The sequence below is a fragment of the Devosia sp. genome (assembly GCF_028290625.1).
Taxonomy (GTDB): Bacteria; Pseudomonadota; Alphaproteobacteria; order Rhizobiales; family Devosiaceae; genus Devosia.
The window spans coordinates 136,375-161,854 of the sequence record NZ_JAQGJM010000009.1 but is presented as its reverse complement, the minus strand read 5'-3'; the positions used below and the strand labels follow the sequence as shown (position 1 = coordinate 161,854).

18 protein-coding genes and 1 tRNA gene are annotated in these 25,480 nt (G+C 63.4%); 5 read left to right on the top strand and 14 right to left on the bottom strand.

Going from position 1 to position 25,480, the window contains the following annotated elements:
* Positions 1-359: 359 nt before the first annotated feature.
* Positions 360-5,828 (top strand): hypothetical protein, encoded by a 5,469-nt coding sequence (locus tag JWR51_RS04450; protein ID WP_299744180.1) that lies wholly within the window; start codon positions 360-362, stop codon positions 5,826-5,828.
* Between the two features lie 158 nt (positions 5,829-5,986).
* Positions 5,987-7,168, top strand: coding sequence for a low temperature requirement protein A (locus tag JWR51_RS04445; protein ID WP_299744178.1), 1,182 nt, complete (start codon positions 5,987-5,989; stop codon positions 7,166-7,168).
* Here JWR51_RS04445 and JWR51_RS04440 read toward each other — a convergent pair.
* From JWR51_RS04440 to acs, 6 genes are all read right to left on the bottom strand, one after another.
* Entirely contained in the window at positions 7,165-8,364 is a 1,200-nt protein-coding gene (locus JWR51_RS04440) for an MFS transporter (RefSeq protein WP_299744176.1), read from the bottom strand. The two genes, JWR51_RS04445 and JWR51_RS04440, sit on opposite strands and share 4 nt — an antisense overlap.
* Before the next feature lie 98 nt (positions 8,365-8,462).
* Positions 8,463-9,653 carry an MFS transporter gene (locus JWR51_RS04435; RefSeq protein WP_299744174.1) on the bottom strand — a complete coding sequence of 397 codons (1,191 nt, stop codon included), beginning with the start codon at positions 9,651-9,653 and terminating at the stop codon, positions 8,463-8,465.
* Between the two features lie 94 nt (positions 9,654-9,747).
* Complete coding sequence (locus JWR51_RS04430) at positions 9,748-10,827, bottom strand: glycosyltransferase family 1 protein (protein WP_299744172.1); 1,080 nt, start codon at positions 10,825-10,827, stop codon at positions 9,748-9,750.
* Entirely contained in the window at positions 10,767-11,567 is an 801-nt protein-coding gene (locus tag JWR51_RS04425; RefSeq protein WP_299744170.1) for a UDP-2,3-diacylglucosamine diphosphatase, read from the bottom strand. The genes JWR51_RS04430 and JWR51_RS04425 overlap by 61 nt, the downstream gene beginning before the upstream one ends.
* A gap of 263 nt (positions 11,568-11,830) precedes the next feature.
* Positions 11,831-12,928, bottom strand: coding sequence for a glycoside hydrolase family 3 N-terminal domain-containing protein (locus tag JWR51_RS04420; RefSeq protein WP_299744168.1), 1,098 nt, complete (start codon positions 12,926-12,928; stop codon positions 11,831-11,833).
* Positions 12,929-13,186: 258 nt separating this feature from the next.
* On the bottom strand, positions 13,187-15,130 hold the full coding sequence (gene acs, locus JWR51_RS04415) for an acetate--CoA ligase (RefSeq protein ID WP_299744166.1): 1,944 nt from the start codon (positions 15,128-15,130) through the stop codon (positions 13,187-13,189).
* A gap of 166 nt (positions 15,131-15,296) precedes the next feature.
* Between acs and JWR51_RS04410 the strand changes: the two genes are divergently transcribed.
* On the top strand, positions 15,297-15,863 hold the full coding sequence (locus JWR51_RS04410) for a hypothetical protein (RefSeq protein ID WP_299744164.1): 567 nt from the start codon (positions 15,297-15,299) through the stop codon (positions 15,861-15,863).
* Between the two features lie 148 nt (positions 15,864-16,011).
* Here JWR51_RS04410 and JWR51_RS04405 read toward each other — a convergent pair whose 3' ends face one another.
* From JWR51_RS04405 to JWR51_RS04385, 5 genes are all read right to left on the bottom strand, one after another.
* Positions 16,012-17,328, bottom strand: coding sequence for a polysaccharide biosynthesis C-terminal domain-containing protein (locus JWR51_RS04405; RefSeq protein WP_299744162.1), 1,317 nt, complete (start codon positions 17,326-17,328; stop codon positions 16,012-16,014).
* Positions 17,325-18,506, bottom strand: coding sequence for a GNAT family N-acetyltransferase (locus tag JWR51_RS04400; protein WP_299744160.1), 1,182 nt, complete (start codon positions 18,504-18,506; stop codon positions 17,325-17,327). The genes JWR51_RS04405 and JWR51_RS04400 overlap by 4 nt, the downstream gene beginning before the upstream one ends.
* Positions 18,507-18,614: 108 nt before the next feature.
* On the bottom strand, positions 18,615-19,313 hold the full coding sequence (locus JWR51_RS04395; RefSeq protein ID WP_299744158.1) for a YjbE family putative metal transport protein: 699 nt from the start codon (positions 19,311-19,313) through the stop codon (positions 18,615-18,617).
* A 215-nt stretch (positions 19,314-19,528) separates the two neighbouring features.
* The gene (locus JWR51_RS04390; protein WP_299744156.1) at positions 19,529-20,392 is read right to left on the bottom strand and encodes a PDZ domain-containing protein; all 864 of its coding nucleotides are present in this window, start codon (positions 20,390-20,392) and stop codon (positions 19,529-19,531) included.
* A 151-nt stretch (positions 20,393-20,543) separates the two neighbouring features.
* Positions 20,544-20,619 (bottom strand) — tRNA-Lys (locus tag JWR51_RS04385).
* Positions 20,620-20,764: 145 nt separating this feature from the next.
* Here JWR51_RS04385 and JWR51_RS04380 point away from each other — a divergent pair.
* On the top strand, positions 20,765-21,619 hold the full coding sequence (locus tag JWR51_RS04380) for a mechanosensitive ion channel domain-containing protein (protein WP_299744154.1): 855 nt from the start codon (positions 20,765-20,767) through the stop codon (positions 21,617-21,619).
* A 94-nt stretch (positions 21,620-21,713) separates the two neighbouring features.
* On the opposite strand, the gene JWR51_RS04375 is transcribed toward JWR51_RS04380, so the two are convergent.
* A complete protein-coding gene (locus tag JWR51_RS04375) occupies positions 21,714-21,920 on the bottom strand; it encodes a hypothetical protein (protein WP_299744152.1) in 207 nt (68 codons plus the stop codon).
* 288 nt (positions 21,921-22,208) lie between these two features.
* On the opposite strand from JWR51_RS04375, the gene JWR51_RS04370 reads away from it, so the two are divergent.
* Positions 22,209-23,315, top strand: coding sequence for a pyridoxal phosphate-dependent aminotransferase (locus JWR51_RS04370; RefSeq protein WP_299744150.1), 1,107 nt, complete (start codon positions 22,209-22,211; stop codon positions 23,313-23,315).
* Positions 23,316-23,328: 13 nt separating this feature from the next.
* Here the strand turns inward: JWR51_RS04370 and JWR51_RS04365 are convergent, their stop codons facing one another.
* Both JWR51_RS04365 and JWR51_RS04360 read right to left on the bottom strand, forming a co-directional pair.
* Positions 23,329-23,778, bottom strand: coding sequence for a GNAT family N-acetyltransferase (locus JWR51_RS04365; protein ID WP_299744148.1), 450 nt, complete (start codon positions 23,776-23,778; stop codon positions 23,329-23,331).
* 52 nt (positions 23,779-23,830) lie between these two features.
* On the bottom strand, positions 23,831-25,393 hold the full coding sequence (locus JWR51_RS04360) for a 2-isopropylmalate synthase (RefSeq protein WP_299744146.1): 1,563 nt from the start codon (positions 25,391-25,393) through the stop codon (positions 23,831-23,833).
* Positions 25,394-25,480: the final 87 nt, after the last annotated feature.

Sequence of the window (25,480 nt, the reverse complement as noted above, 5' to 3'; positions counted from 1 at the left end):
CGGCGTCACCTCGTTCACGCGGCCAGCTTCTGCTGTGGAAAATTCCGCGTCCCACAACCCTAGAAGAGGCGGGTGAACAGGTCATTAAGCCACACGTTCGCCTTTGTTAGCCCGTTTGGTGCGCCGAGTTTCCCACTCAAAAAATTAACCTTTGGGTAAGAAAGCATTCGGTTTGGTTCAAATTGAATGTATTACTGACAATTAACCAGCGCGCGGCGGCGGAGGGTTGGGGGGACGGTTGGATGCCTTTGCATCAAATTGTCTCCAAATGGCGAGCGGTCCGAAAAGGGCTATGGCGTCATTACAACTCATCATAGCCGCATAGTCGCTGCCGAGCCGACGCGAGAGTTGTAAAGAGTATGGCGAATAACCCCACCCCAGCAAACGATCCCGCCGCCTTGGCATTTTCGGCGGTTGAAGACGCTCTCAAGGAATCGGTTTTTGGCCTGGATGCACCGACGCCCAAGGAAACTTCTTCCGAACGGCGCCTGACTGATTCGTCGTCAGCCTCGACCAGCTCTTCGCCCTCGCCCGGTCGTTCCGAACGCCTGCGCGCCGCCGACAAGATCGCGAGCCAGGCCGGCAATATCGCCAATGACGACCGCTTTCCGACCTCCAAGATCCTCTACGGCCTGCAGAACAAGTCGTCCAATGCGCCGACCGTGATCGCGCTGGTGCTGTCGATCATCTGGCTGGTGGCCACCGGCGCCGCGGCCTATATCCGCTATGGCACCCAGCTGAACAATCTGGGCAGCTTTGTCGGCACCCTCGATTTCATCGGCATGGTCGCCGTGCTGGTGTTGCCGGTCCTCGGCTTTTTCGCTGTCGCGACGCTGTTCCGCCGCGCCGCCGACCTGCGCAACGCCGCCTCCTCGATCACCCAGGCCGCGATCCGGCTGGCCGAACCCGAAGTCACCGCAGCCGACAAGGTCGCCTCGGTGGGCCAGGCCGTTCGCCGCGAAGTGAACGCTCTGGGCGACGGGTTGGAACGCGCCCTGTCGCGCGCCGGCGAGCTCGAAGTGATGATCCACAACGAGGTCACCGCGCTCGAACGCACCTATTCGGACAACGAATCGCGCATGCGCGCGCTGATCTCCGAACTGGCCAGCCAGCGCGAAAGCGTCTTGACCAATACCGAGCGGGTCCGCGAAGCCATCACCGAGAGCCATACCGGGCTGGTGTTCGACCTCGACATGATCAGCCAGCGCATTGCCGGCACTATCGTGGAAAGCGGCGGCAACCTCACCAAGGCTCTGGAAACCGCCGGCAACACGCTGACCAATGCGTTCGGCGACCGCACCGAAGGTTTTGTCTCGCTGGTGGATAACCGCACCGGTGAATTCCTGTCGGCTATCGATGACAGCGCCGGCCGCCTGGCGCTGACTTTCGAAGACCATTCCTCCACCATGTCGCGCGACTTTGAAACGCGCACGATCGAACTGTCCTCGATCATCGACGGCCGCATGACGGCTCTGACCGATGCCCTCGACAGCCGCTCCACCACCCTCTCGGGCGCCATCGAAGAGCGCACCAATGCGCTGTCGAGCGTGCTGACCGACGGCGGCTCGACGCTGCTCGAACAGCTCCGCGACCGCGGCGAGCAGGTGAGCACCGCGCTCGACCTGGTCGGCTCGCGCATTGCCGAGAATATCGGCCTGCGCTCGAACGAGGCCGAGTCGATGCTGACCTCGCTGACGCGCCAGCTCGACGAGAGCGTGTCGATCCAGCTCAACTCCCTCGACAGCCGCCTGCAATCGGCGCTGATCGAAATCAACGGCGCGCTGGACGATACCTCCGAACGCGCCCGCATCACCCTCAGCTCGGCCGGCGCCGACTCGCTGGGTCAGTTCGATGCCCGGCTGACCGAAATTGCCGGCATCCTCGACTCGCGCCTGCAGACGCTGGACGGCGTCATCGGCGACAAGGGCGACAATCTGATCCAGCGTCTCGATGCGCAGGGCACAAGCTTTGCCGCCCGCGCCAATGTGCTGGAAATGGCGTTGGACGAACAATCGGGTCGCTTCAACGACGTCGTCACCCTGCGCACTGCCGATATAGCGGCAGCGATGGAGAGCGGCACCAAGCTCGTCAACGACACGCTGGACAGCCGCACCAAGACCCTCAGCGACACGCTGGAAGGCCGCGCCCAGACCCTCAGCGATACCCTGGAAAGCCGCACTGCTACCCTGGGCGATACACTGGAAGGTCGCACCGTGGCCCTCAGCGCGGCCCTCGAAAGTCGCACCAGGACGCTCAACGACGCTTTGGAAGGCCGCACCAAGGCCATCCATGACACGCTGGAAGGCCATTCGCGCGAAATCACCGACTCGCTGCTCGGCCATGCCGACCTCATCACCGAGGCCATGGATGGCCGCACGCAGCGGCTCGATGAGTTGCTGACCACGCGCGCCGGCGAAATCAATTCGGCGCTCGATACCCGGACTCAGGAACTGAACGAAACCCTGTCCGGCCGCAGCCAGGACATGAGCGAGGCCATCCGGCTACGCTCGCAGGAGCTGGGCGAAACCCTCGCCGGCGGTACTTCGGCATTCGATCAGGCCATTTCCGGCCGCACGCAGCGCCTTGCCGATACGCTGGCCGAACGCACGACGGAACTCTCGACCCAGATCGACGAGCGCGCCGGCCTGCTCACCAGCCAATTGGACGAACGCGGCGCGGCCCTGACCAGCGCACTGGATGGCGGCACGCAAAAGCTGGCCGGTGCCGTAGGCACCCGTACCCAACAGCTTGCAGACGCCCTCGGCGCCCGCACACAACAGCTTTCCGACACCCTGGCGACCCACACCACCTCGATTGGCGAGACCATCGGCCTGCGCACCAGCGAGCTGGCGGACACCCTCATTCACCAGAGTGACGAAGCCCGCGCCAAGATCGACGGCTCGATGCGCACCGCCACCGACGCCATGACCGACCGCGTCTCGTCCATGTCGGACATGATCGCCCTCAAGGTTGCCGAAGTGAACGACAACCTCGGCCAGGGCATCGACACCGCGGTCAAGCGCATCTCCGATGCCGAAGCCGGCGTCACCGCCCGCATCGACCACGCCAGCCAGACCGTCAGCGATAGCGCCCGCAAGGCCGCCGACCTGATCGAAAGCAACGTCAATTCGGCCCGCAAGACCATCACCGACCTGGTCGACCAGCGCCTGGGCACCCTGCCCGAGGCCATCACCGCGCGCGCCGACATCACTGCCGAGCGCCTCTCGGCCCTCAATGCCTCGATCAACACCTCGATCACCCAATCGATGGCTGATCTCGAGGCAGGCGCCGACCGGATCGAGGAAACCATCTCGACCCGCATCACGTTGGCGACCGAAGCCATCTCGACCGACGTCACCAACACCGCCAACCGCATGGACCTGGCCGTCCGTTCGGCGCTCGACCAGATCCGCGTCGCCGCCACCGATATCGACCAACTGGTTTCGGTGCGCGCCGTCGGCGCCGTCGATACCATCAGCCAGCGCCTGGCCGATGTGAACCGCTCCGTCGATCAGCAGACCAATGCCTTCGCGGCGCTGGTCAGCGAAAAGTCCGACCAGTTGCAGAACGCCCTGCAGGGCCATGGCAACCTGTTGCGCGACGCCTTGGGCGAGAATGCCCGCGAAGCCGAGGCCATCATGTCGGTCTCGACCTCGCGCATCCTCACCGACGTCACCGCCGCTTTGGGCAAGCTCAACGACAGCAACCTGCTGCTGCAACGCGTGCTGGATGCCTCCACTGCTAACCTGGCGAACCTTGAATCCACGGTCGCGCAGCAGACTTCGACCTACTCATCGACCGTCCGCGACGCCATCGGCCAGACCGAACAGGCCGGCGCCATGGTCAGCCAGCATGTCGGGGCATTGCAGGCCACCATCCGCTCGATGGTCGGCGAATTCTCCAGCGTCCTGGGCAAGCTCGACGCCGAAGCCGTCAATATGCAGCAGGCCTCGGACTCGCTGTCCAATACCAGCAGCGTGGCTCTCGAAACCCTCGAAGACCGTCGCGGCGCCATGGATGCGCTGGCCTCGAGCTTCGCCTCGCGCGCCGACGATATCGATGGCCGCATGCGCCTGTTTGCGCAGTCGATTGCCGATACCGTCAACGATACCGAACGCCGCCTGATCGGCGCTCGCCGCGCCATGGACGATGCCCTGCAGGCCACGACCCACACCGTGACCAACGCGCTCTCGACCACGACGGCAGCCGTCAATGAGGCACTGACCACCACTTCGGTCAACATCACCGACGTGCTGACCTCGACCACCTCGAGCGTCAACGACGCGATGTATTCGACCAGCGAGCGCTTCACCACGACACTGAATGCCAACTCTGCCCAGGTCGATGGCGCCCTGCTCCGTGCCAGCGATGCCGCGGCCGCAGCGCTCAGCCAGACCACCAACGTGGTCAAGAACGCGCTCTCCGACAATTCCGCGCAGATCGGCTCGGTGCTGTCGGACAACACCTCGCGGGTCAACGCGGCGCTCAACAGCAATGCGGCACGCGTCGACGAAGCCCTCAATCAGACCAGCGCCCGGATCGGCGAGACCCTCAGCCACACCAGCGAGCGGGTCAGCGAAGTTCTGGCCATCACCACCGGCAACGTCAATGACGTGCTCAACTCGACCACCGGCACGCTGGCTGATGCGATCAGCGAAAGCTCGGCCAATGTGCGCAACACGGTGGCTTCCCATACCGGCCAGTTGCGCCAGGCGCTGGACCAGACCACCGGCACGTTCCGCCAGGCCATGGATCAGACCACCGAGGAAGTGGCGGCCCGTCTCGGCGATTTCCGCGACACCGCCGACACCCAGGGCCAGCGCGCCAATGCTGTCCTGCGCCAGGCGCAGCAGACCATGATCGCCGAAATGCAGAAGGCCATCGAGGAAGCCACCGTGCGCTTCAACGATACCGCCAAGGCCATGCGCGACACCGCCAAGGAAGTGGGCAGCGAACTCGAAGCCACCCGTTCCGAACTGCAGCGCGGCGTCAGCGAACTGCCTGAGGAAACCCGCGCCAGCGCTGCCGCCATGCGCCGCGTCGTGGCAGAGCAGATCGAGGCGCTGAGCGAACTCAACGCCATCGTGCGGGCCCAGCCCGCAACGCGCGACCTCAACGACCGCCGCCCACCGACCCCGAGCCGCTCGGAACCGCGTGCCGAGGCCCCCTATCAGGCGCCGCGCCAGCCCGAGGCCTATCGCCCCGAGCCCCAGCGGCAGGAGCCGCCTCGTCAAGAACCAGTCCGCCAGGAACCGGTACGTCAGGAATCGGCCATCCAGGACGTATTGCGCCCCACCCCGCAGCGGCAGGAACCGGCTCGCCAGGACGCCTACCGTCCTGAGCCCCAGCGCCAGGTGCCGCCGCAGCGCGAGCCTGAAGCTCAGCCCGTGGTCGCGGAAGCTGCACCGGCAGCGCAGTCCGGCGATGGCGGCTGGCTCCGCGACGTGCTGCGCAATGCCACGGCCAAGCAGGCCAGCGCCCAGCCACAGCAGCAGAGCCTGTCCGGCCTGACCGACGAGATCGCCCGCTCGATCGACGACGCGGCCCTTGCCGATGCCTGGACCCGCTACCAGGCCGGTGAATCCAACGTGTTCTCGCGCCGCATCTACTCGCTGACCGGCCAGGGCACCTATGACGAAGTGCGCAAGAAGTTCCAACGCGACGCCGACTTCGCCCGCACCGCTAACGCCTATATGTCCGAGTTCGAACAACTCCTGAAGCGTGCCGCCGCCGGCCCCCGCGCAGCCGCCGAAACCCGCGAATACCTGCTCTCCGACCGCGGCAAGGTCTATACCACCCTGGCCCATGCCAGCGGCCGCCTGAACTAGGCTTTCACAGTCAACGTCGCGAAGCGGCCCCGGGAAACCGGGGCCGTTTTGGTTTGTGGGGGCTAAAGAGACAGAGGCTGTGCAAGATGAACGTCGCCCGATGACAGCGGCACATCGGCCATCTAGGCTCACGGTCGGATAGAGCCGCGGGGAACGCCATGAGAAGTTATCTGCGCCAGCGCGTCGTCGGCGAGGCGGCCCGCGTGGATTTTGCCGAGCTGTTCTTCGATCTGGTGTTCGTGTTCGCGGTCACGCAGGTGTCACATACGCTGCTGGCGCATTTGAGCTGGCAGGGGGCGATCCAGGCGGCGATCGTGCTGTTCGCCATGTGGTGGGTGTGGATCTATACCGCCTGGGCGACCAATTGGCTCGATCCGACCCGCCCCGTGGTCCGGCTGATGCTGTTCGCGCTGATGCTGGCGGGACTGGTGTTTTCCACCTCCATCCCCGAGGCCTTTGGCGAGCGCGGCCTGCCCTTTGCGCTGGCCTATGTGTTCATGCAGGTCGGCCGCTGCCTGTTCACCGCCTGGGCCATGCGGCGCGACACGCCCGGCAATGCCGTCAATTTCCTCCGCATTACCTCATGGCAAGCATTCGGCGGCCTGTTCTGGATCATCGGCGCTTTCCTCCCGGTGGAACAGCGCATGATCGTCTGGACCATTGCGGTGATCGTCGAGTACGCCTCCCCGGCGCTGGCCTTCTGGACACCATGGTTGGGCAAGACGGCGCTCAATGCACTGGACGTCGAGGGCGGCCACATGGCCGAACGCGCGGGCCTGTTCATCATCATCGCGCTGGGCGAATCAATCCTAGTCACCGGCGCTACCTTCGCCGACGCGCATTTCGACGGGCTGACCCTCACGGCGTTCATCGTGGCATTTATCGGCTCGGTGGCCATGTGGTGGATCTATTTCAACAACAGCGCCGAGCATCACGTCCCCGATCATGTCGATGCCGGAACGGTCAAGCGCACTAGCGACCTGGCGCGCAACGCCTATACGTATTTCCACACCATCATCGTCGCCGGCATCATCGTCTCCGCCGTGGGGGACGAGCTGCTGTTGGCCCATCCGACCGGCCACCATGCCGATCTCGGCACGCTGCTGACCATTGTGGGTGGCCCCCTGCTCTATCTGTGCGGCACCAGCCTGTTCCAGGGCACGCTGCGCCGGCAATGGCCCGTTTCCACCGGCGTGGCGATCGTGCTGCTGGTAGGGCTATGCCTGGTCGGCGGCAATCTCGAGCCACTGCCGCTGGCCGCGATGACGGCGCTGGTGCTGGTGGGCCTTGGCGCGTGGGATACGGTGGCGCGGGAACGCCGATCAGCCGCACAAGCTTAGCTGCCGCTCAGCGCGTCCTTCTTGGGCGCCACCATGGCCTTGGACAGCCAGATGCAGAGCGCGCCCACGGCAGCGAAGGCCGCCGCGACGAAATAGCCGTGCGGCCCCAGGGCGCCGACGATCCAGCCGAAGCCGACCAGCGCGATGACCGACATAGCCTGCTGCGCCACCACGAAATAGCTCTGGGTTTCCGCGGCGATGTCCTCGCTGGTCCAGTTGGCGATGAAATGCACACCGCCGAGATAGCCCAGCGCAAAGGTGACGCCGTGCAGCATCTGCAACGGAATCAGCAGCCAGACCGGCGGCGAAAACGCCATCGCAACCCAGCGCAGCACGGTGACGACCGCCGAGATCAGCAGCACGGTTCGCGCGGATACCCTTCCGCCAAAGAACCGCCAGGCAAACATCATTGCGGCCTCGGAGAAGGCGCCCAGCGCAATCAGCGGGCCAATAATGTCCTCGGAAATGCCCTGCTGCTTCCACAGCAAGGCCGCGAAGGCGTTCAGAATCCAGTGAGTGCCGTAAATGATCGAAAACCCGGCCAGCGGCAGCAGGAACCAGGGTTTCAGCACTTCGCGCAGCTTGCCCGCCACCGGCCGGGCAGCGCCGATCGTGGCCTCGTTCACCGGCGCGCGGAATTTGGGCAGGAACAGTGCCACCGCCGCGCGCAACAGCACCAGGCCGATGAATAGCGGCACGAAAATATCGAAACCGAACCACACCACCAGGAACCCCGTCCCGGCGTTGAGCAGCATATAGCCGACCGTGCCCCAAGCGCGAATCGTGCCGAAATCGGTACCGTTGCGACGGGTCATGCGCATGGTGGCGGCGTCCATCACCGGGCCGATGGCTCCGGGCGGCAGCGAGGCCAGCGTCCAGACCAGCAGGATACCCCAGAATTCATTGACCCAGAGCAGGCCGATGGGAATGATGCCGGCGATCAGTGCGCCGATAACGATCACCTGGCGCCAGTCGCTGGCCCGGTCGGCAATGCGCCCCACCACCAGGTTGAGCGCTATGATCAGAAAAATCGGCAGCGCATTGATGATACCGGTCTGCTCGGGATTGATGCCCTTCTGCGCCAGCCAGATCGGCAGGAACACCACGGAGGCGCCACCGGCCATGAAATAGGTGAAATAGAAGGCGGTCGTGCGCAGTTCGGGGGAAACGCGCGGAGCAGCCTCGGTCAAAGCCATGCTGAAGATAAACTCGGTTGCATGCGGCCCGCGCTCGAGCGGCGGCAAATCAGAGAACTGTCAATATCGAACCAGCCATATCGATTTCAGAGGGCCAGTCAATGCGCATCCTTGGCTGGCCGCAAGCGCAGAGAAATCAGCACGCAGGCCACGGCCAGGGCGCCGGCAATCGAGGATGCCAGGAACGAATGCGTGCCAAAATGGGTGATGAGCAGACCAAATCCCATCAGCGCGACAACGGAAACACCCTGTTGCAGAACATTGGCAAACCCCTGCGCCTCGGCGGCGATTTCCTCGCGCGTCCAGTTGGCGATGAAATGCACGACGCCGAAATAGCCCACCCCAAAGGTCAGCGCGTGCAGCATTTGAATGGCGAACAGCACCGCCACCGGTGGGCTAAATGCCATGATGGCATAGCGCACGATAGCCGCAATGGCGGCCAGCAGAATCATGTTGCGGGCACTGAAACGGCCGCCGATGCGCCGCCAGACGAACATCATCACCGCTTCCGCGGCGGCCGAAATCGCCAGCAAGGGGCCGATATAGTAGTCGGGCACGCCATCGACATGCCAGAGCAGGGCCGAAAACGTGCCGATGATGGCGTGACTGGAATTGACCAGCGCGAACGCCAATAGCGGCAGCACAAACCACGGCTTGAGCACTTCGCGCAATCTGCTGGCGCCAGGCCGCGCATTGACGGCGGCCAGAGTCGCTGCCTGCGGCGGCGCCCGGAACCGTGGCAATTGCAAAGCCGTCAGCGCGCGGAACACGGACATCGCAAAGAATAGCGGGACGAAGGCATGCGGGCCGAAAACGGTGGCGACCACGCCCGTGCCAGCGGCGCCGACCACATAGCCCACGGTGCCCCAGGCGCGCACGGCGCCGAAATCGGTGCCATTACGCTGGGTCAACCGCACTGTCGCCGCATCGATCACGGGCGGAATGGCCCCGGCCGACATGGTGCAGAAGGCCCAGACCAGCAGGATGCCCCAGAACTCATTGACGAAGAACAGGCCGATGGGAAAGGCTGCGCCCAGCAGCGACAGAATGAGAATGACCGTGCGCCAGTCACCGGCTTTGTCGGCCAAGCGCCCGATAAACAGGTTGAGGACCAAAAGGCCAAACACCGGCAAGGCGCTGATCACGCCGATCTGGTCGGGGTGAATGCCTTTCAGCGTCAGCCAGATGCCCAGATAAACCGAGGCGACGGCACCGGTGCCGAAGACCGTGAAATGAAAGACCGACGCGCGTAATTCTGGGCTCGCCCAGCGCGCCAATACAGCCGACATGAAATGAACTCCGGGCGAAAATAACCACCCGAGTGGTGTCCTGACGCCAACCGCGCTGCTGCGCAAGGGCGGATCGGCCACAGGGGCCGGGATTTCAGCCGGCAGTGGCCAATTGTGAAAGCATCTGCCCCACCGGCACCAGGGCGCCAAGAAACTGCCCGGCACTGGCCGAATAGGTGAAGCTTTCGCCCAGCTTGCGGGCGGCCGTGCGTGACAGCGTGAGAGCCCGGCTAACCGCGGCGCCGAGGTCCAGGTCGAGCGCGCCAGCCTGGAAATCGGTGACGATATCTTTAGGACCCGTGACCGGATAGGCCGCCACCGGCACGCCCGAAGCCAGTGCCTCGATCAACACATTGCCAAACGTGTCGGTGCGGCTGGGGAAGACGAACACATCGGCGCTGCGGTAGAGCGCCGCCAGTTCCTCGCCAAACTGATAGCCGAGAAACACCGCGTCCGGATAGTTGTGCTGCAACGCCGCGCGATCCGGCCCGTCACCGACCACGATCTTGGTGCCCTCGACCTTCAACCGCAAAAAATCCTCGATGGATTTTTCGGCGGCGACGCGGCCGACATAGAGCAGGTGCGGCCCCGGCAGATCGAGAAAGCGCGATTTGGGCCCCGGCGAGAAGCGGGACGAATCAACGCCGCGCGACCACAGCGCCAGATTGCCCAGGCCGCGCTCGGACAATTCGGCCAGCAGCGATGGCGTCGGCACCATGGTGCGGGTGGCGGGCTGATGGAACCAGCGGAAATAGCCATAGCTCCAGTCCGGATGCACCGGCATGCGAGCCGCCAGATATTCGGGAAACCGGGTGTGGAAGCTGGTGGTGAAGGCGAGGCCCCGATCGAGGCAATATTGCCGCGCCTGCAGCCCCAACGGGCCTTCGGTCGCGATGTGGATATGGTGCGGCGCAACCCCGTCGATGAAGGCCGCGACGCTGCTCTGCGTCGCCAGCGACAGCCTTATTTCGGGATAAGTCGGCACCGGCAGTGTCCAGAACCGCTCCGGCGTCAGGTAGCGGACCTCGATGTCACGTCGCTCAAGTTCGCGCCCCAGTGATTCGAGCGTGCGAACCACACCATTGGTCTGGGGCCGCCACGCATCGGTGACGATCAGGACGCGGCGCGCCGCAGCCTGAATTTGCGCGGCTCTCCAGCCGCCATCTCGGTCCATTTGACCAGTTCGAACTGGCCATCCGGGGTTTCCACGATCGCTGTGCACGATTCCACCCAGTCACCCGTATTGATGTAGTGGATACCTAACCTGTCGTGCATGTCGGCAAAATGAATGTGGCCGCAAATAACGCCATCGACCCCCGAAACCTTGGCTTCGTGCACCAAAGCCTCCTCGAAACGGCCGATAATACTGACCGCGTTCTTGACCTTTTGCTTGGCCCAGGCCGACAGCGACCAATATTGCAGCCCCAGCCGGCGGCGGGTCCAATTGATGGCGATGTTGACGCGCAGGGCGAAATTGTAGGCCCAGTCCCCCACATGGGCGAGCCATTTGGCGTTCATCACCACCACGTCGAACTGGTCGCCATGGATGACCAGATAGGTCTTGCCGAGCGCCGTGGTGTGGATAGTGCGATCGATGATCTCGACTTCGCCGAAATAAGTGCCGAGATATTCGCGCAGGAATTCGTCATGGTTTCCAGGCAGATAGACCACGCGCGTGCCGGCCAGCGCCTTGTCGAGCAGCAATTGCACCAGCACATTGTATTCGCTGGGCCAGTGCCAGGATTTGGCCAGTCGCCAGCCATCGAGAATATCGCCGACCAGATAGATGGTATCGGCATCATGGGCGCGCAGAAACGCGATCAATTGCCCGACCCGAATCGGTCGCATGCCCAGATGGACGTCGGAAATGAATATCGCGCGCACATGGCGCGTTTCCCGGCCTTCGATCGTCAAGCGCGCTGTCTCCTGCTGCCCCCGCGACCAGCGCGGACGGCTATCTTATCCGCCACGCGCGCAAGAAGGAACAGCGACGGCGAAATGGCCGGAATTACTGGTGGATTGAGCAGCGCCGACCGCGTGTGGGACCGAATCGACCCACCCACCGGGTCATTCCCGCGCAGGCGGGAACCTCTGTTTGGCGATGCAGCAAGGAAACGGAGGTCCCCGCCTGCCAGGGATGACTATGTGGGGCTGGATAGCGCCGTGGTGACTACGCCCTAATGTGGCAACCGCGACTTCAGCGCGACGATGCGGTTATAGCTTTCCTCGATCCGAGCGGCGAAGGCGGGGTCCTTGCCGGCTTCATCCACCAGGATGGTCAAAATCTCCTTGCCCAGCCCGGCGTGATAGTCCGCGGTATTGGAAAACAGCAACACATCTGTGCCGGCGCTGACGGCGCGGATGACCGTATCGTGCAAGTTGAACAGCTTGCGGATAGCGCCCATTTCCAGGTCGTCACTGATGACCACACCCTTGAAACCCAGCTCGTCGCGCAGCACCCCGGTGATCCATTGCGGCGACAGCGACGCCGGCAGCTTTTGATCTGTGCCGGAATAATCGGCATGGTAGAGATGGCCGACCATGATCATATCGGCATAACCAGCCGCGATCAGCCCGCGATAGGGATCGAGTTCGGCCTTGCTCCAAGTGCCGGTGATGTCGACGAAACCGGCATGGCTATCGGCGGTGGACGAGCCATGGCCGGGGAAATGCTTGAGCGAGGTCAGCAGCCCCGCCTTGTGGTGGGCATTGATGAAGGCCTGGTCATATTGCGTCACCACCGCAGGATCGGGGCTGAACGAGCGCCCGAACTTGGCGATGACCTGGTTGTTCGGATTGACGTTGACGTCGGCAACTGGTCCGAAATTGACCGTGAAACCAAGCGCGGCGATATCCTGCGCCATGCTGGAATAGATCGCCTCGGCCTTGGCCGTCGAATCGCTGGCCGCCACGGTGACCGCACTGGGAACTTCCAGAAACCCGACATCGCGGGTCAGCCGCTCCACCGAGCCGCCCTCCTGGTCGAGGGTAATGAAGGGCGGCAATTCGGGCGAGGCCGCCTTGAATTCCGTGTTCATCGCCTTGACCGCATCGAGGCTTTTCACATTGGTCTTGAGATACATCACGCCGCCCAGGCGCCCAGCCGCGATCTCGTCGCGCAGCGCCTTGACCGAGGCATCGTCGGCATCGTCGCCCTGAAAGCCGATCACGATCATCTGCCCGGCCATCTTTTCGAGCGTCGCCGCGTGGGCCGGAACGAGCGGCGCGGCAAGCAAGGCCAGCGCCAGCAGCAGCCTAGGCAGGAATGGGGGCAAGACGGGGATCCCGGTGACGATTCGCTGGCCGCACGATGATGCGGGAAACCAGCCGAAACAATGGCGCGCGCAGACTGATACGGATCAGATTTTTCGGCCACACCCCCCGAACGGGGGATGCTGGCTTCGTCCAAAGAGTGAGATGCTGGCGATGGCGGCTAGGGGCCCGCGCCGTTCTTCAACCTTTCGGCCCGGGGCTGCCGCCGAATTGTCGGGCGGGGATCTTGGGGTCCCCGTCCGATTTTACTGGCGGGTACCCTACCGATTCTGCCGGTTCTCGATCAAATCCGTCACCACCGCCGGATCCGCCAGCGTCGACGTATCCCCCAATGAGCCAAAATCGTTCTCGGCCACCTTGCGCAGAATCCGCCGCATGATCTTGCCGCTGCGGGTCTTGGGCAGGCCGGGGGCGAACTGGATCAGGTCCGGCGAAGCAATGGGGCCGATTTCCTTGCGCACCCAGTTGCGCAATTCCGTCTTGAGCGCGTCGGTACCGACTTCGCCGCCCATCAGGGTGACGTAGCAGTAGATGCCCTGCCCCTTGATGTCGTGCGGATAGCCCACGACCGCGGCCTCGGAAACCTTGGGATGGGCCACCAGCGCGCTTTCGACTTCGGCGGTGCCGAGGCGGTGGCCCGAAACGTTCAGCACGTCATCGACGCGGCCGGTGATCCAGTAATAGCCGTCCTCGTCGCGGCGGCAGCCGTCGCCGGTGAAATAGTAGCCCTTATAGGTCTCGAAATAGGTCGAGACGAACCGCGCATGATCGCCCCAGATGGTGCGCGCCTGCCCCGGCCAGCTATCCTTGATGGCCAGAACGCCCTCGGCCTTGGTCTGCTCCTGCAGCTTGCCCTCAGGCGACAGCACGACCGGCTGCACCCCGAAGAACGGGAAGCTCGCCGAACCGGGCTTGGTAGCGATGGCGCCGGGCAGCGAGGTAATCATGTGCCCGCCCGTCTCGGTCTGCCACCAGGTATCGACCACCGCGCAGCGACCGCGGCCGACATGAGTATGATACCACATCCAGGCTTCCGGATTGATCGGCTCACCCACCGAACCGATTACGCGCAGGCTGGAGAGGTCCGCCGCGTCGAGGAACTGCGTCCCGATCCCCATCAGCGAGCGGATCGCGGTGGGGGCGGTGTAGTAGATATTGACCTTGTATTTGTCGACGATAGCCCACGAGCGGCCAGCATCCGGATAGGTCGGAATGCCCTCGAACATCAGGCTGGTGGCGCCGTTGGCGAGCGGGCCATAGACGATATAGGTGTGGCCGGTGACCCAGCCGACGTCGGCCGTGCACCAATAGATATCGCCATCGTGGTAGTCGAAGGTCAGCTCGTGCGTCATCGCCGCATAGACGATGTAGCCGCCGGTGGTATGCAGCACGCCCTTGGGCTTGCCTGTGGAGCCCGACGTGTAAAGGATGAACAGCGGGTCTTCCGCATTCATCGGCTCCGGCGCGCATTCGGCGGCCACGCCCTTGGCGGCGTCCTCGTACCAAAGGTCGCGGCCGCCTTGCATGGCAACGTCCGCACCAGTGTTCTTGATCACGATTACAGACGTGACGCCCGGCGCCTTGGCCAAAGCCGCATCCACATTAGCCTTGAGCGGAATGGTCTTGCCGCCACGACGGCCTTCGTCGGCGGTGATGACGATGGTGCTGGCGCAATCCTCGATGCGGCCAGCGACGGCATCGGGGGAAAAGCCGCCGAACACCACGGAATGCACCGCGCCGATGCGCGCGCATGCCAGCATCGCGTAAGCCGCTGCCGGGATCATCGGCATGTAGATGGTGACGCGATCGCCCTTCTTGACGCCCTGGGCCTTGAGCACATTGGCGAAGCGGCAGACCTCGGCATAAAGCTGATTATAAGTAATCTTGGCGTCGCTGCCGGGGGTGTCACCTTCCCAGATCAGCGCCACCTGGTCGCCGCGCGTCGCCAGATGTCGGTCGATGCAATTGGCCGAGATGTTGAGCACCCCGTCCTCGAACCATTTGATCGAGACATCGGGATAGGCAAAGCTCGAGTTCTTGATCGTGGTCGGCGCCTTGATCCAGTCGATGCGCTTGGCCTGTTCGGCCCAGAAGCCATCGGGGTCGCTGACCGAGCGGGCATACATTTCCGCATATTGTTCCGGATTGACCAACGCGTGATCGATGGTGGCCGCGCTGGGCGGAAATATGTGTTGTTCGGTCATGGATTTGGCTCCCTTCGGCTCTCCCGCCCCTGTTCTAGTGACCGGCTCCGCGCCGGGCAAGCAGGTTTCCCAAGGCGCGCTAGTACAACCCATTAACTGCGGCAGCGGCACGCGCTTCGAGCTGTGCTCTCAATTTGCTACAATGTTCGACAGATGAGGTGATGCCATGGCCGAAATGCAGATCCGACCGGCGACCAACGCCGATATCGACATGATCCATGCCGAACTGATGGACGTGATCGCCAGCTCGCCGCACTATAACGACATCTTCAAGGCCCACGAAATGGGCCGGCTGACCAAGCCCTTCCTGCGCGCGCTGATTGCCCACGACCCCTGGCACATCATGATCATGATGAGCGACGGCAAGCCCGGCGGCGCTATGGTCTCGGGGCCAGAATATGGCGCGATTTTCCGCTATTGGAGCTGGGTGTTCCCTAAATTCCGTGACACCAAGCTGGGCATGTTCGGCATGCGCGCCTTCGACGAGCACTGGGACAACGGTCGCTTCCACAAGGCCTACACCTTCGTGCGCCCCGAAAACGAGGTCGCCCTGCTCCTGCTGCGACGCTACGGCTACAAAGCGCTATTCACCATGGAAAAGCACCTGTTCGGGCAGGATTATGTGTTCGTGGAAAAGCAATACACCAAGGTCAGCGAGGGCTATGACCACGGGGTGAATTTGGGACGGTTGGGGCGGTTGAAGCAGAGGTTGGGGGCATTGGTGGGGGCTTGAAGAGCCCCCTCACCCTGCTTGCTCCGCTGAACGCGCCGCGAGCTATCCCTCTCCCACAAGGGGCGAGGGTTGACGACTGAAAATTCCCGGCTCCATCCCCTTCTCCCCTTGTGGGAGAAGGTGCCCGAAGGGCGGATGAGGGGTGTTTCTAGGCCGACACCGTCGCAGCCCGCCGAAACCGCTGCATGATCGACACATCGAGCTTGGCGGTCCGCAACGCGGTCCACCACAGCGCCACCGACCACAGCGTGATCGCCAATGTCGCCGCCATCGCCGCACCCAGCAGGCCCATGGTCGGCACCAGCAGCCAGTTCAGCGCCACAAGAGCAACAATCCCCAGCCCCACGGCCGGCAGGCTCGCATAGGGCCGATCGTGCATCGAGAGCACCACCGAAGCCGGCCCCATCACCGAGCGGACCACCAGCGCCAGGCACAGGATCGCCAGTGGCATGGCACCGGCAGTGAAGCTGGGACCGAACAGCATCAGCGCGAACGGGCCAACAACGGCCATGCCCGCGAACAGCAGCAGCGACAACCCGCTGGCGACGAGGTTGGCGTCGCCGATCTTGCGATTGAACGCAGCACGGTCGGCATTGACCTCGCTCTCGAAAATATCCGGCAGGGTCACCGAGTAGACGGCGGCGACGCCGAACGACACCAGCGAGAAAATGCGCGTGCACACGCCAAAGATCGCCAGCTCCTCCTTGGGCAACGAGTGCGACAACAGCAGCAGGTCGATGTCGAAGAAGAAATCGGTCGCCAGCGAAATCAGTACCCAGGGCAGCGCAAAACGCCACCAGCGGCGCACATCCTCGGTGCGCACGGCGGCGGTATCCGGCACGGTCTTGAGCGTCGTCATCACGAACCCGAAATGCCCAAGCGCCACGGCCACATAGGCAATGGCGATAATCCAAAGCATATGGTCGAACGCCTCGGCCGGCACTGCGAAGGACAATGCGACGAGGAACGCTGCGAGCACCACCATGGGCCGGAAAATCGCATCGGCGAAATAGCCGGCCAGCGGTCGCTTGAGCCCGATCAGCACCGAGCCGTTGACATGGACGAGGCCTGTGCTGAGCGCCAGCAGCACCAGCGGCGCGAAATGCTGGCCCAGTGCCGAGTCGGTCTGGCCGAGCAGGCTGAGCAGCGGATAGCCGGCCACCAGCAGCAGGGCGAACGTGCCCAGCACGTGGCCGTAGGCGCGGATCATGAATTGAGTGAGCTGGCGCTTTTCGCCGCGCGCCCGATAATCGGCGGCGAAGTAAGCGCCGACGGTATGAAAGCCGAGAGGCATCACCACGGCGATCAGGTTGACCGTGGCGGTGACCAGGAGATATTCGCCCAATAGTTCCGCGCCCCAGAAGCGCGCGATCAAGGCCTGGGTGAGAAACACCAGCCCGGAGCCGCCGAGACGGGCGCCAAAGATCATGGTGGATTGCGAGGCCAGGCGCCGTTGCAGACTCATGGCGCGCTCGCATCCGGGGCGATCGGCGCCTGGTCGGGCCGCGCTTTGGGCTGCAGCAGGCCCTTGAGCTTGGCGCGGCTGCGATGGATCACGTCACGACCCCAAAACGCTGCTGTGCCGAACAGGTATGGCAACGGCCGCGAGGCATAATTGGCGACCGGAGGCACCGGCGTGATGATCCCCGCCTCCCCCACCATGCCCTTCTTGAACTGGTGCAGGCCGTGGAAACCGTCCGTGCCGCCGAGATCGTACCACTTGGCCTTGGTGTTATCGCGCAGCCAGGAGATGACCTTGGCGTGGATAAAATAGCCGGCGCGGAGGGGTAGCGCCTTGTCGCTGGTGGCGCCGTAAAGATAAACGGCGCGGTCGCCGGCCTTGAAGATCAGCGCCCCGGCGACGACTTCGCCTTCGTGCCGCACGAAGAACAGTTCGGGGCGCAGGGCCTCGACCTCGGTCGCCATCAATTGCTGCACGGTGTCATAGGCCGAATGGTCGGTGAATTTCTTGCGGTCGGTCATCGCTGCATACAGGGCGTCGAACTCGCCCATCCGCTCCGGGCCGGCATGCTCGAAGGTCAGTCCCGACCGTTCGGACTTGTTGAGATGGTAGCGCCACTTCTGCGCAAAACTCTTGCGCTGCTCGGCATCGCTGAGCCGCAGGTTGACAATGTAGCGGCTAGGGAAACCCAATTCGGACCCGCGCTGGAAGCCGCGGGTGATCAGGTTGGCATATTCGGGATTGCCCGGCGTCAGCGAGGCGCGCGGCAGCACCGACAGCATCAACCCCCGGCGCACGGCATATTCGGCGATCAGCGCTTCGATCATGCCGGCACGGATCGCGGCAGCATTGGCGACGGCGGCGTCCTTGAGCATCGGACCCCATTTGGAGACGGCGATCTTGGCGATCCCCAGCGGTAGCCGTTGCACCATCATCAGCGAGCCGCCGACCACCTCGCCATCGGCGAGGAAAAGCACCGGCTCCTGCTCCACGGCAGGCCAGCGCGCGGTGGCGAAGACGTGCAACTGCTCCTGGCAGACCTCGTCGAACTCGGCGATCGTGCGGTCCCATTCCGGCCCGCCAACAAGGCGCATTTCGAGCCGAAGCCCCGCCAAAACGCTGGTCTGGCGCGCGGGCAGAACTGCGGCGGCTGGGGCCAGGCGGTCGGCAATGGCGGACATCTTGCGGGTTCCGGCGGAGCAATCGCCGCAAAACTAATCCCGCAAGATGAGCAAATCCCTATTCCGCCCCGACAAATGCCGCAAAACTCGGCCCTTGGTTACCAAAGGCTAATGTGCGGCGGCGGCGGCGGCGATGGCGTGGGGCGTGTAGAGCAAGGGAATTTCCGGGATGGTGACGAACGCGCCCAGACCTTCGAGCGCCATGCGGACGGCCACGAACAGGATGATGGCCAGGCCGACCCAGGCAATCCAGCGATGCTTGTGCAGCAGGCCCGCGATGAACGTGGCGGCCACGCCCATCATCACCACCGAGAGACCCAGCCCGATGATGAGGGCTTCGAAGTGGTGCGCCGCCGCGCCAGCCACGGCCAGCACGTTGTCGAGCGACATCGAGACGTCGGCAATGATGATCTGGATGACGGCCTGCCGCAGTGTCTTGCGGCGCTTGCCGCCGATGGTGCCGTCGGCGTTGGTATCGACGTTTTCCAGCGCTTCCTGCGCTTCGTGCTCATCGCTCTGGGAAGTCGTGAGCTCGCGGTACATCTTCCAGCAGACATAGAGCAGCAACACGCCGCCGGCGATCAGCAGCCCACCGCCCAGCGCTAGCAATTGCGTGGTGATCAGGGCGAAGAAGATGCGCAGCACTGTCGCGGCCAGGATGCCGATCAGAATGGCCTTGCGGCGTACGTCCGAGGCCAGGCCCGCGGCCGCCAGCCCGATCACCACCGCATTATCGCCGGCCAGCACCAAGTCGATGAGGATCACTTGCAGCAGCGAGCTGAGAAAGCTGGGGTCGAGAAACGGCATGAGTGACCTCGGGACGAAAATCAGTTGCTGGCGCTATAGCGGTCACGATGCTGCAGGGAAAGACCGAACCGGGCAGATGCTACAAAAGTTGCAGACTTTACCGTAAATTAAGGTCGCATGAGCGGTTTGCAAGAGGGGCAGGCCATTTGGCGGGTTGGCGGGAGAGCGGCCCCGACCGGTCAAGGTCGGGGCCGTTCAATCAATCAGGCGCGGTATTATTCTTCCTCGGCGCCGTCGTCACCACCACTATCGTCACCGCTATCGTCACCGCCATCATCGCTGTCGTCAGCAGCGTCGTCACTGTCGTCTGCGGTGTCATCGCCAGCGTCATCCGCGGCTGCGTCATCGCCGCTGTCGTCAGCGTCCGCCGCGTCGTCGGTGCCCTCATTGCCGTCCTCGGTATCGACCGCGTCGTCGATGCCGTCACCGTCGTGGTCATTAGCGGCATCTTCTTCGGTTGCGGTTTCCTCGGAGGTCACTTCGCTCGCGAATTCCTCGGAGCTGGTGGTCTCTTCGATCGTGGTCTCGGAGCTTTCGTAGCTGGAGGTGATCTCCTCGGAATATTCCGAATAGAACTCCGCATAGCTAAAGCTGGTCGCGACCGACCAGGACTGCCAGGTTGCGATCGAAGCGATGTCGAAGACTTCGCTGTAGAGTTCCAGCGTGATCAGGGCCGTGGACGTGGCGATGAGCCCGGCGCGATAATAGTTGAACGAGAAATCGTAGCTGCCGTGGTTGATCCAATAATAGACCACCTCGTCCAGATCGATCGGGTTGACGATTTTGTGGCCACGCAGCTGCGAGATGACATCGCCGGGCAGAATGCCCTGCTGGTCGGCAACGCCGCCGGGCTGCACCGACAGCACCAGCACGCCCTGATCCTTGGCATCGAGTGCGAAGGTGGTGCGCACGACGGCGTCGATTGGGATCAAGACCGCATCGAGTGCCCGCGATACATAGGGACTGGGCAATTGAACATCGCCCGCCAGCGCGAACGACTGCGTCGAATAGGCGATGGGCGCGACGGCCAGATGGGCGGCGGCGGCGATGAGGACGAGAGACCGGGCGACTTTGCGCATTTTTGTTCCACATGGGAATTTAAGATGCGCAATACTTAGCTGGTATTTGCGTAAAACAATACGCGTTCGGCGATCGTGAAGATCACATTTCCACACGCCGCCGACAACGCTCACGCGTTGCCGAAATCATATCGATATCAAGGGGATACTTTGGTGGGCGAGCACGGATTCGAACCGTGGACCCGACGATTAAGAGTCGTCTGCTCTACCAGCTGAGCTACTCGCCCATTGCTTGGGCTTCCAAAGTGGACGCTCTCTAGCAAAGGGATTCTCCCCTGTCTACAGCCCAGAGCCACTTTCCTGCGGACGAGGCTTTGTTAGGATGATAATGGGGCGCTTCTGCCCGCCAGCGTCAGGCTTTTCCACATGCACATGCCCGATTTTTTAATTCTCGCCGGCAATTGGCTGCTCGATAACGGCGGGAGCCTACTGGCCGCCATCGTGGTTTTAGTGGTGGGCTGGTATGTGGCGCGTGTCGCGGCGCGGGCCATCAAGCGCTTTTTGCCGCTCGCCTACGGCGTGGACAAGAATTTCGCGCCGCTGCTGTCGCAAGCCGCCCGCTACGCCATCATCATCTTCGCGGTAGTGACGGCGCTGAACCTGCTGGGCGTCGCCAACAATTCGATACTGACCGTGCTGGGCGCGGCGGGCCTGGCCGTGGCACTGGCCCTGCAGGGCACGCTGGCCAATATCGCGGCGGGCATCATGCTGATCTGGCTGCGCCCGATTGCCATCGGCGAATTCATCCAGGGCGATGGCGTGGCCGGCGTGGTGGTGGAAATCGGCCTGTTCGGTACGCGGCTGCGCTCAAGCAGCGGGCTCTATATCTTCACCCCCAACCAGAAGCTGTGGGCCTCGGCGATCACCAATCACAGCCGCGAGCCGCGCCGCCGCATCGACGTCAATGTCAGCGTGCCCGACACCATCGACATTCCCAAATCGCGCAAGATCCTGCTGCGCATCGCCACCATGGACAAGCGCGTGCTGGTAGACCCGACACCGACCGTGCATGTCGAAAACTTCAGCGGCGCCGCCGTCAATATGCAACTGCGCGCCTGGGTGCTGACGCCGGACTATCTGCCGACGCTTTATGCGCTGACGGAAGAAGCCAAGCTGGCGCTGAACCGCGAACTGATCGGCAGCGCCGAGGACAAATCCAACATTTCGGTCGCCCCCAATCCGGCAACGCCGAGCCCCGAAAACCAGCCAGCGCCGGTGCGCGACTGAGGTCATTGGCGCGCTCGGCATTGCTGGCGCGCGTCGAGCCCGAGGTAAACACCGGCGCTGGCGCAGAATGCGTTCGCGCCGGCAGTTTAATGCGTCACATCCAGCCTTGGCGGGTGCGACGGAAGGCGTCGAGATCGAGCACATTGTCGCCTTCAGGCGGCACGTGACCGTCGAATTCCTCGATCAGTCCGATGGTGCGTTCAATGATATGGCGCAGCTGCCGGGAGCGGCTGTCGGACCCCTGCAGGATTGCCACCGCGCGTTCCAGATGGTCGCGGGCATGCACAAAGGTTGGCGGCATCGACGAAGCTCCTTGATCGTTTAAAGGGGAGAGTGCCTGCACCAGCACGTGCCCAATGTGGGCCGTCATGCCTTCCTGAAGCTTGCCGGGAACGGCGCAATTTGTTGCAAATGCCAGGTAACGGACAAGCCGGCGCAAGGCCCCATGGGACAAGGGATAGGCCGCGTGATCCAATTACCCGCCCTGTGCATAACCGGTGCGCCGCGCTCTGCATCACCGCCGAAGCGCACTTGGCGCGGCCGCCAAATCGGGATTTACGATGGCGCAGTCCCGAATCAAGGCCGCCCGATGCCCCTGCCCGCACTGACGCCGCTTGCCGCCAGCCTGCCCGAAACCGTGCCCTTCATCGGCCCGGAAACCGTCGAGCGAACGAGGGGCATTCGGTTTCGCGCCCGGCTAGGCGCCAATGAATCCAGCTTCGGCCCCTCACCTGCAGTGATCGCCGCCATCGCCGCCGCAGCGCCCGAAAGCTGGAAATACTGCGATCCCGAAGTGTTCGACCTGCGCCAGTCGCTGGCCCGCCATCACGGCGTTGGGCCCGATGAGGTCAGCGTCGGCGAAGGCATCGATGGACTGTTGGGCCATTGCATTCGGCTGTTCGCCGCCCCAGGCGATGTGGTGGTCAGCTCCATCGGCGCCTACCCGACCTTCAACTATCACGTGGCCGGCTTCGGAGCGCGCTTGCACGCCGTGCCCTACCATGACGATCGCGAAGACCTCGACGCCCTATTAGCGGCCGTGCGCGAAACGAACGCGAAAATCGTCTACCTCGCCAATCCCGATAACCCGATGGGCACCTGGTGGGATGCAGACGCTGTCACGGCCTTCGCCAATGCCCTGCCAGAAACAACGCTCTTGCTGCTCGATGAAGCCTATGGCGAATTCGCTCCGCCGGGCACAATGCCACCAATCGATACCGGTCAAGGCAATGTCCTGCGCCTGCGCACCTTCTCCAAAGCCTATGGGCTGGCCGGACTGCGCTGCGGTTACGCTATCGGAGCCGCGCCTATGATCGATGCCTTCAACCGCGTCCGCAATCATTTCGGCGTCGCCAGCATCGCCCAGGCCGCGGCCTTGGCGGCCCTGGCCGATCAGGATTACTTGGCCTCGGTGGTGACGATGACTGCCGCAGCACGCGAACGCATCGAGACAATGGCGCGCGCCAATGGCCTCATCCCCCTGCCCTCCGCGACTAATTTTGTGACAATCGATTGCGGTGCTGACGGCCCCTTCGCGCAACGCATACTCGACGCCCTTGCCGGACTTGGCGTCTTCATCCGCAAGCCGATGGTGCCCAGGCTCGACCGCTGCATCCGCATCACCGCAGGCACGGACGCCATGCTGGACGTGCTGGAAGCCGCGCTGCCGGAGGTATTGGCGCTAGCCCCTCGCTGACCCTACGCCGCACTCACAAAAGCTTGCGCATCTGCTGGCAGGCGGTGGCGATGCCCACAAGCTCGCTCGGGTCCCACACATGATCGTGCCACCCGGTCGCCTGGTAAAAGCCGACCGCAGTCACGGCGGCGTTGACATAGAGAATGCTGGCGCCAAAGGCGCGGGCGCGCTCTTCCACCATTTGCGCGAGGACCCGGCCATGCCCGCGCCCCTGCTCGGCGGCTGTGATAGCGACCAGGCGGAAAATCGCGCTGCGGTCCTCTCGCACGTCGAGCCGGGTCGTACCCAGCGGCCTGCCGTCGAGCTTTAGCAGATAGGGATGCATGTTGTCGGCGCGCTCGCCGGGATAGTTTTCGTCATAGACACCATGCCGGCCGCGGGCCTCGAACAGCTCCTGGCGGCGAATGGCGTGATAAGCCTGCCAGTCGGCAGGCTCGGTAACTTCGATAAGGGTATAGCCCAATCTTTCCTCCTGCCCCGGCCCACCTCGGACCGGGGCACGAGCAAATATGATTCTAGCCAGCCATAGCGCCCTGCGCCGCCGCGCCGCGTTCGATCAGCAGGCGGTTGTAGGCGTTGAGATAGGCGCGGGCCGAGGCCACCAGCGTATCGGGCTCGGCGGCGTTGCCGGATACGATGCGGCCATTCATCTCGAGCCGCACGTGGGCGCTGGCCTGCGCGTCGGTACCGCCGGTGACGCCATCGACGGCGTAGAGCACCAGGTTCGGTTCCTGCCCCACCGCCAGCTTGATGGCGTTGAAAATGGCGTCGACGGAACCGGTGCCCTCGTAGGTGACACTGGTTTCGTCGCCATCGATAGTCAGCGTCATATCGCATTTGTGGACGCCGCCGATCTTGGAGACGACCTCCATGGCGACGATGCGGATACGGTCGCCGACCGAGCCGACTTCGTCATCCACCAGCGCCACGATATCGGCGTCGTAGACATGCTTCTTGCGATCGGCCAGGTCCTTGAAGCGCACGAAGGCTTCCTGAAACGCATTGTCGCCCAGCTCGTAGCCCAGTTCCTTCAACTTGTCCTTGAAGGCGGCGCGGCCCGAATGCTTGCCCATCACCAGGGTGGTTTCCTTGATCCCGACACTGGCCGGGGTCATGATTTCATAGGTCTCGGCATTCTTGAGCATGCCATCCTGATGGATGCCGCTCTCATGGGCGAACGCGTTCTTGCCGACGATTGCCTTATTGTACTGCACCGGGAAATTGGCCGCTGCCGAAACGATCTTGCTGGCACGCGCTAGATGCGTGGTCTCGATCTGGGTCTGGTACGGCATGGCATCGCCGCGCGTGCGCAGCGCCATCACCACCTCTTCCAGCGCCGCATTGCCGGCGCGTTCCCCAAGGCCGTTGATGGTGCATTCGATCTGGCGAGCACCGCCGCGCACGCCAGCCAGCGAATTGGCGACAGCCAGGCCCAGGTCATTGTGGCAGTGGGTGGAAAAGATCGCCTTGTCCGCCCCCGGCACCTTTTCAATGATGGTCTTGAACATCTGGAAATGTTCTTCGGGGATCGCATAACCCACGGTATCGGGCAGGTTGATGGTTGTCGCACCGGCCTTGATGGCCGCCTCGACGCAGCGCATCAGGTACTCGATCGGCGTGCGGGTGGCGTCCATTGCCGACCATTCGACGTCGTCGATCAGGTTGCGCGCCTGCGCGACGGTCTTGGAAATGATCTCCAGCACTTCGTCCTGCGTTTTGCGCATCTGGTGGGCCAGATGGATCGGCGAGGTGGACACGAAGGTATGGATACGGCCACGCGGCGCATGGCGCACGGCTTCGGCCGCCCGGTCGATATCCGCCGGAATGGCGCGGGCCAGCCCGGCAATCACCGAGTTCTTGGCGCGCTTGGCGACGGCAACTACCGCCTCGAAATCGCCATTGGAGGCGATGGGGAAGCCGGCTTCGATGATATCGACGCCCATTTCGTCGAGCGCTTCGGCGACTTGCAGCTTTTCTTCCAGCGTCATGGTGGCGCCGGGCGATTGCTCGCCGTCGCGCAGCGTGGTGTCGAAAATGAAGATGCGGTCTTTATTGGTGTCGGAGGTTACGGCGGACATCGATTTCTTCCTATCAAACGGCCCAGAGTCAAAGCTCTGCAGGCCGGACATTTGCTGTTCGGCATGTGACGCAATCCCCTGACCACC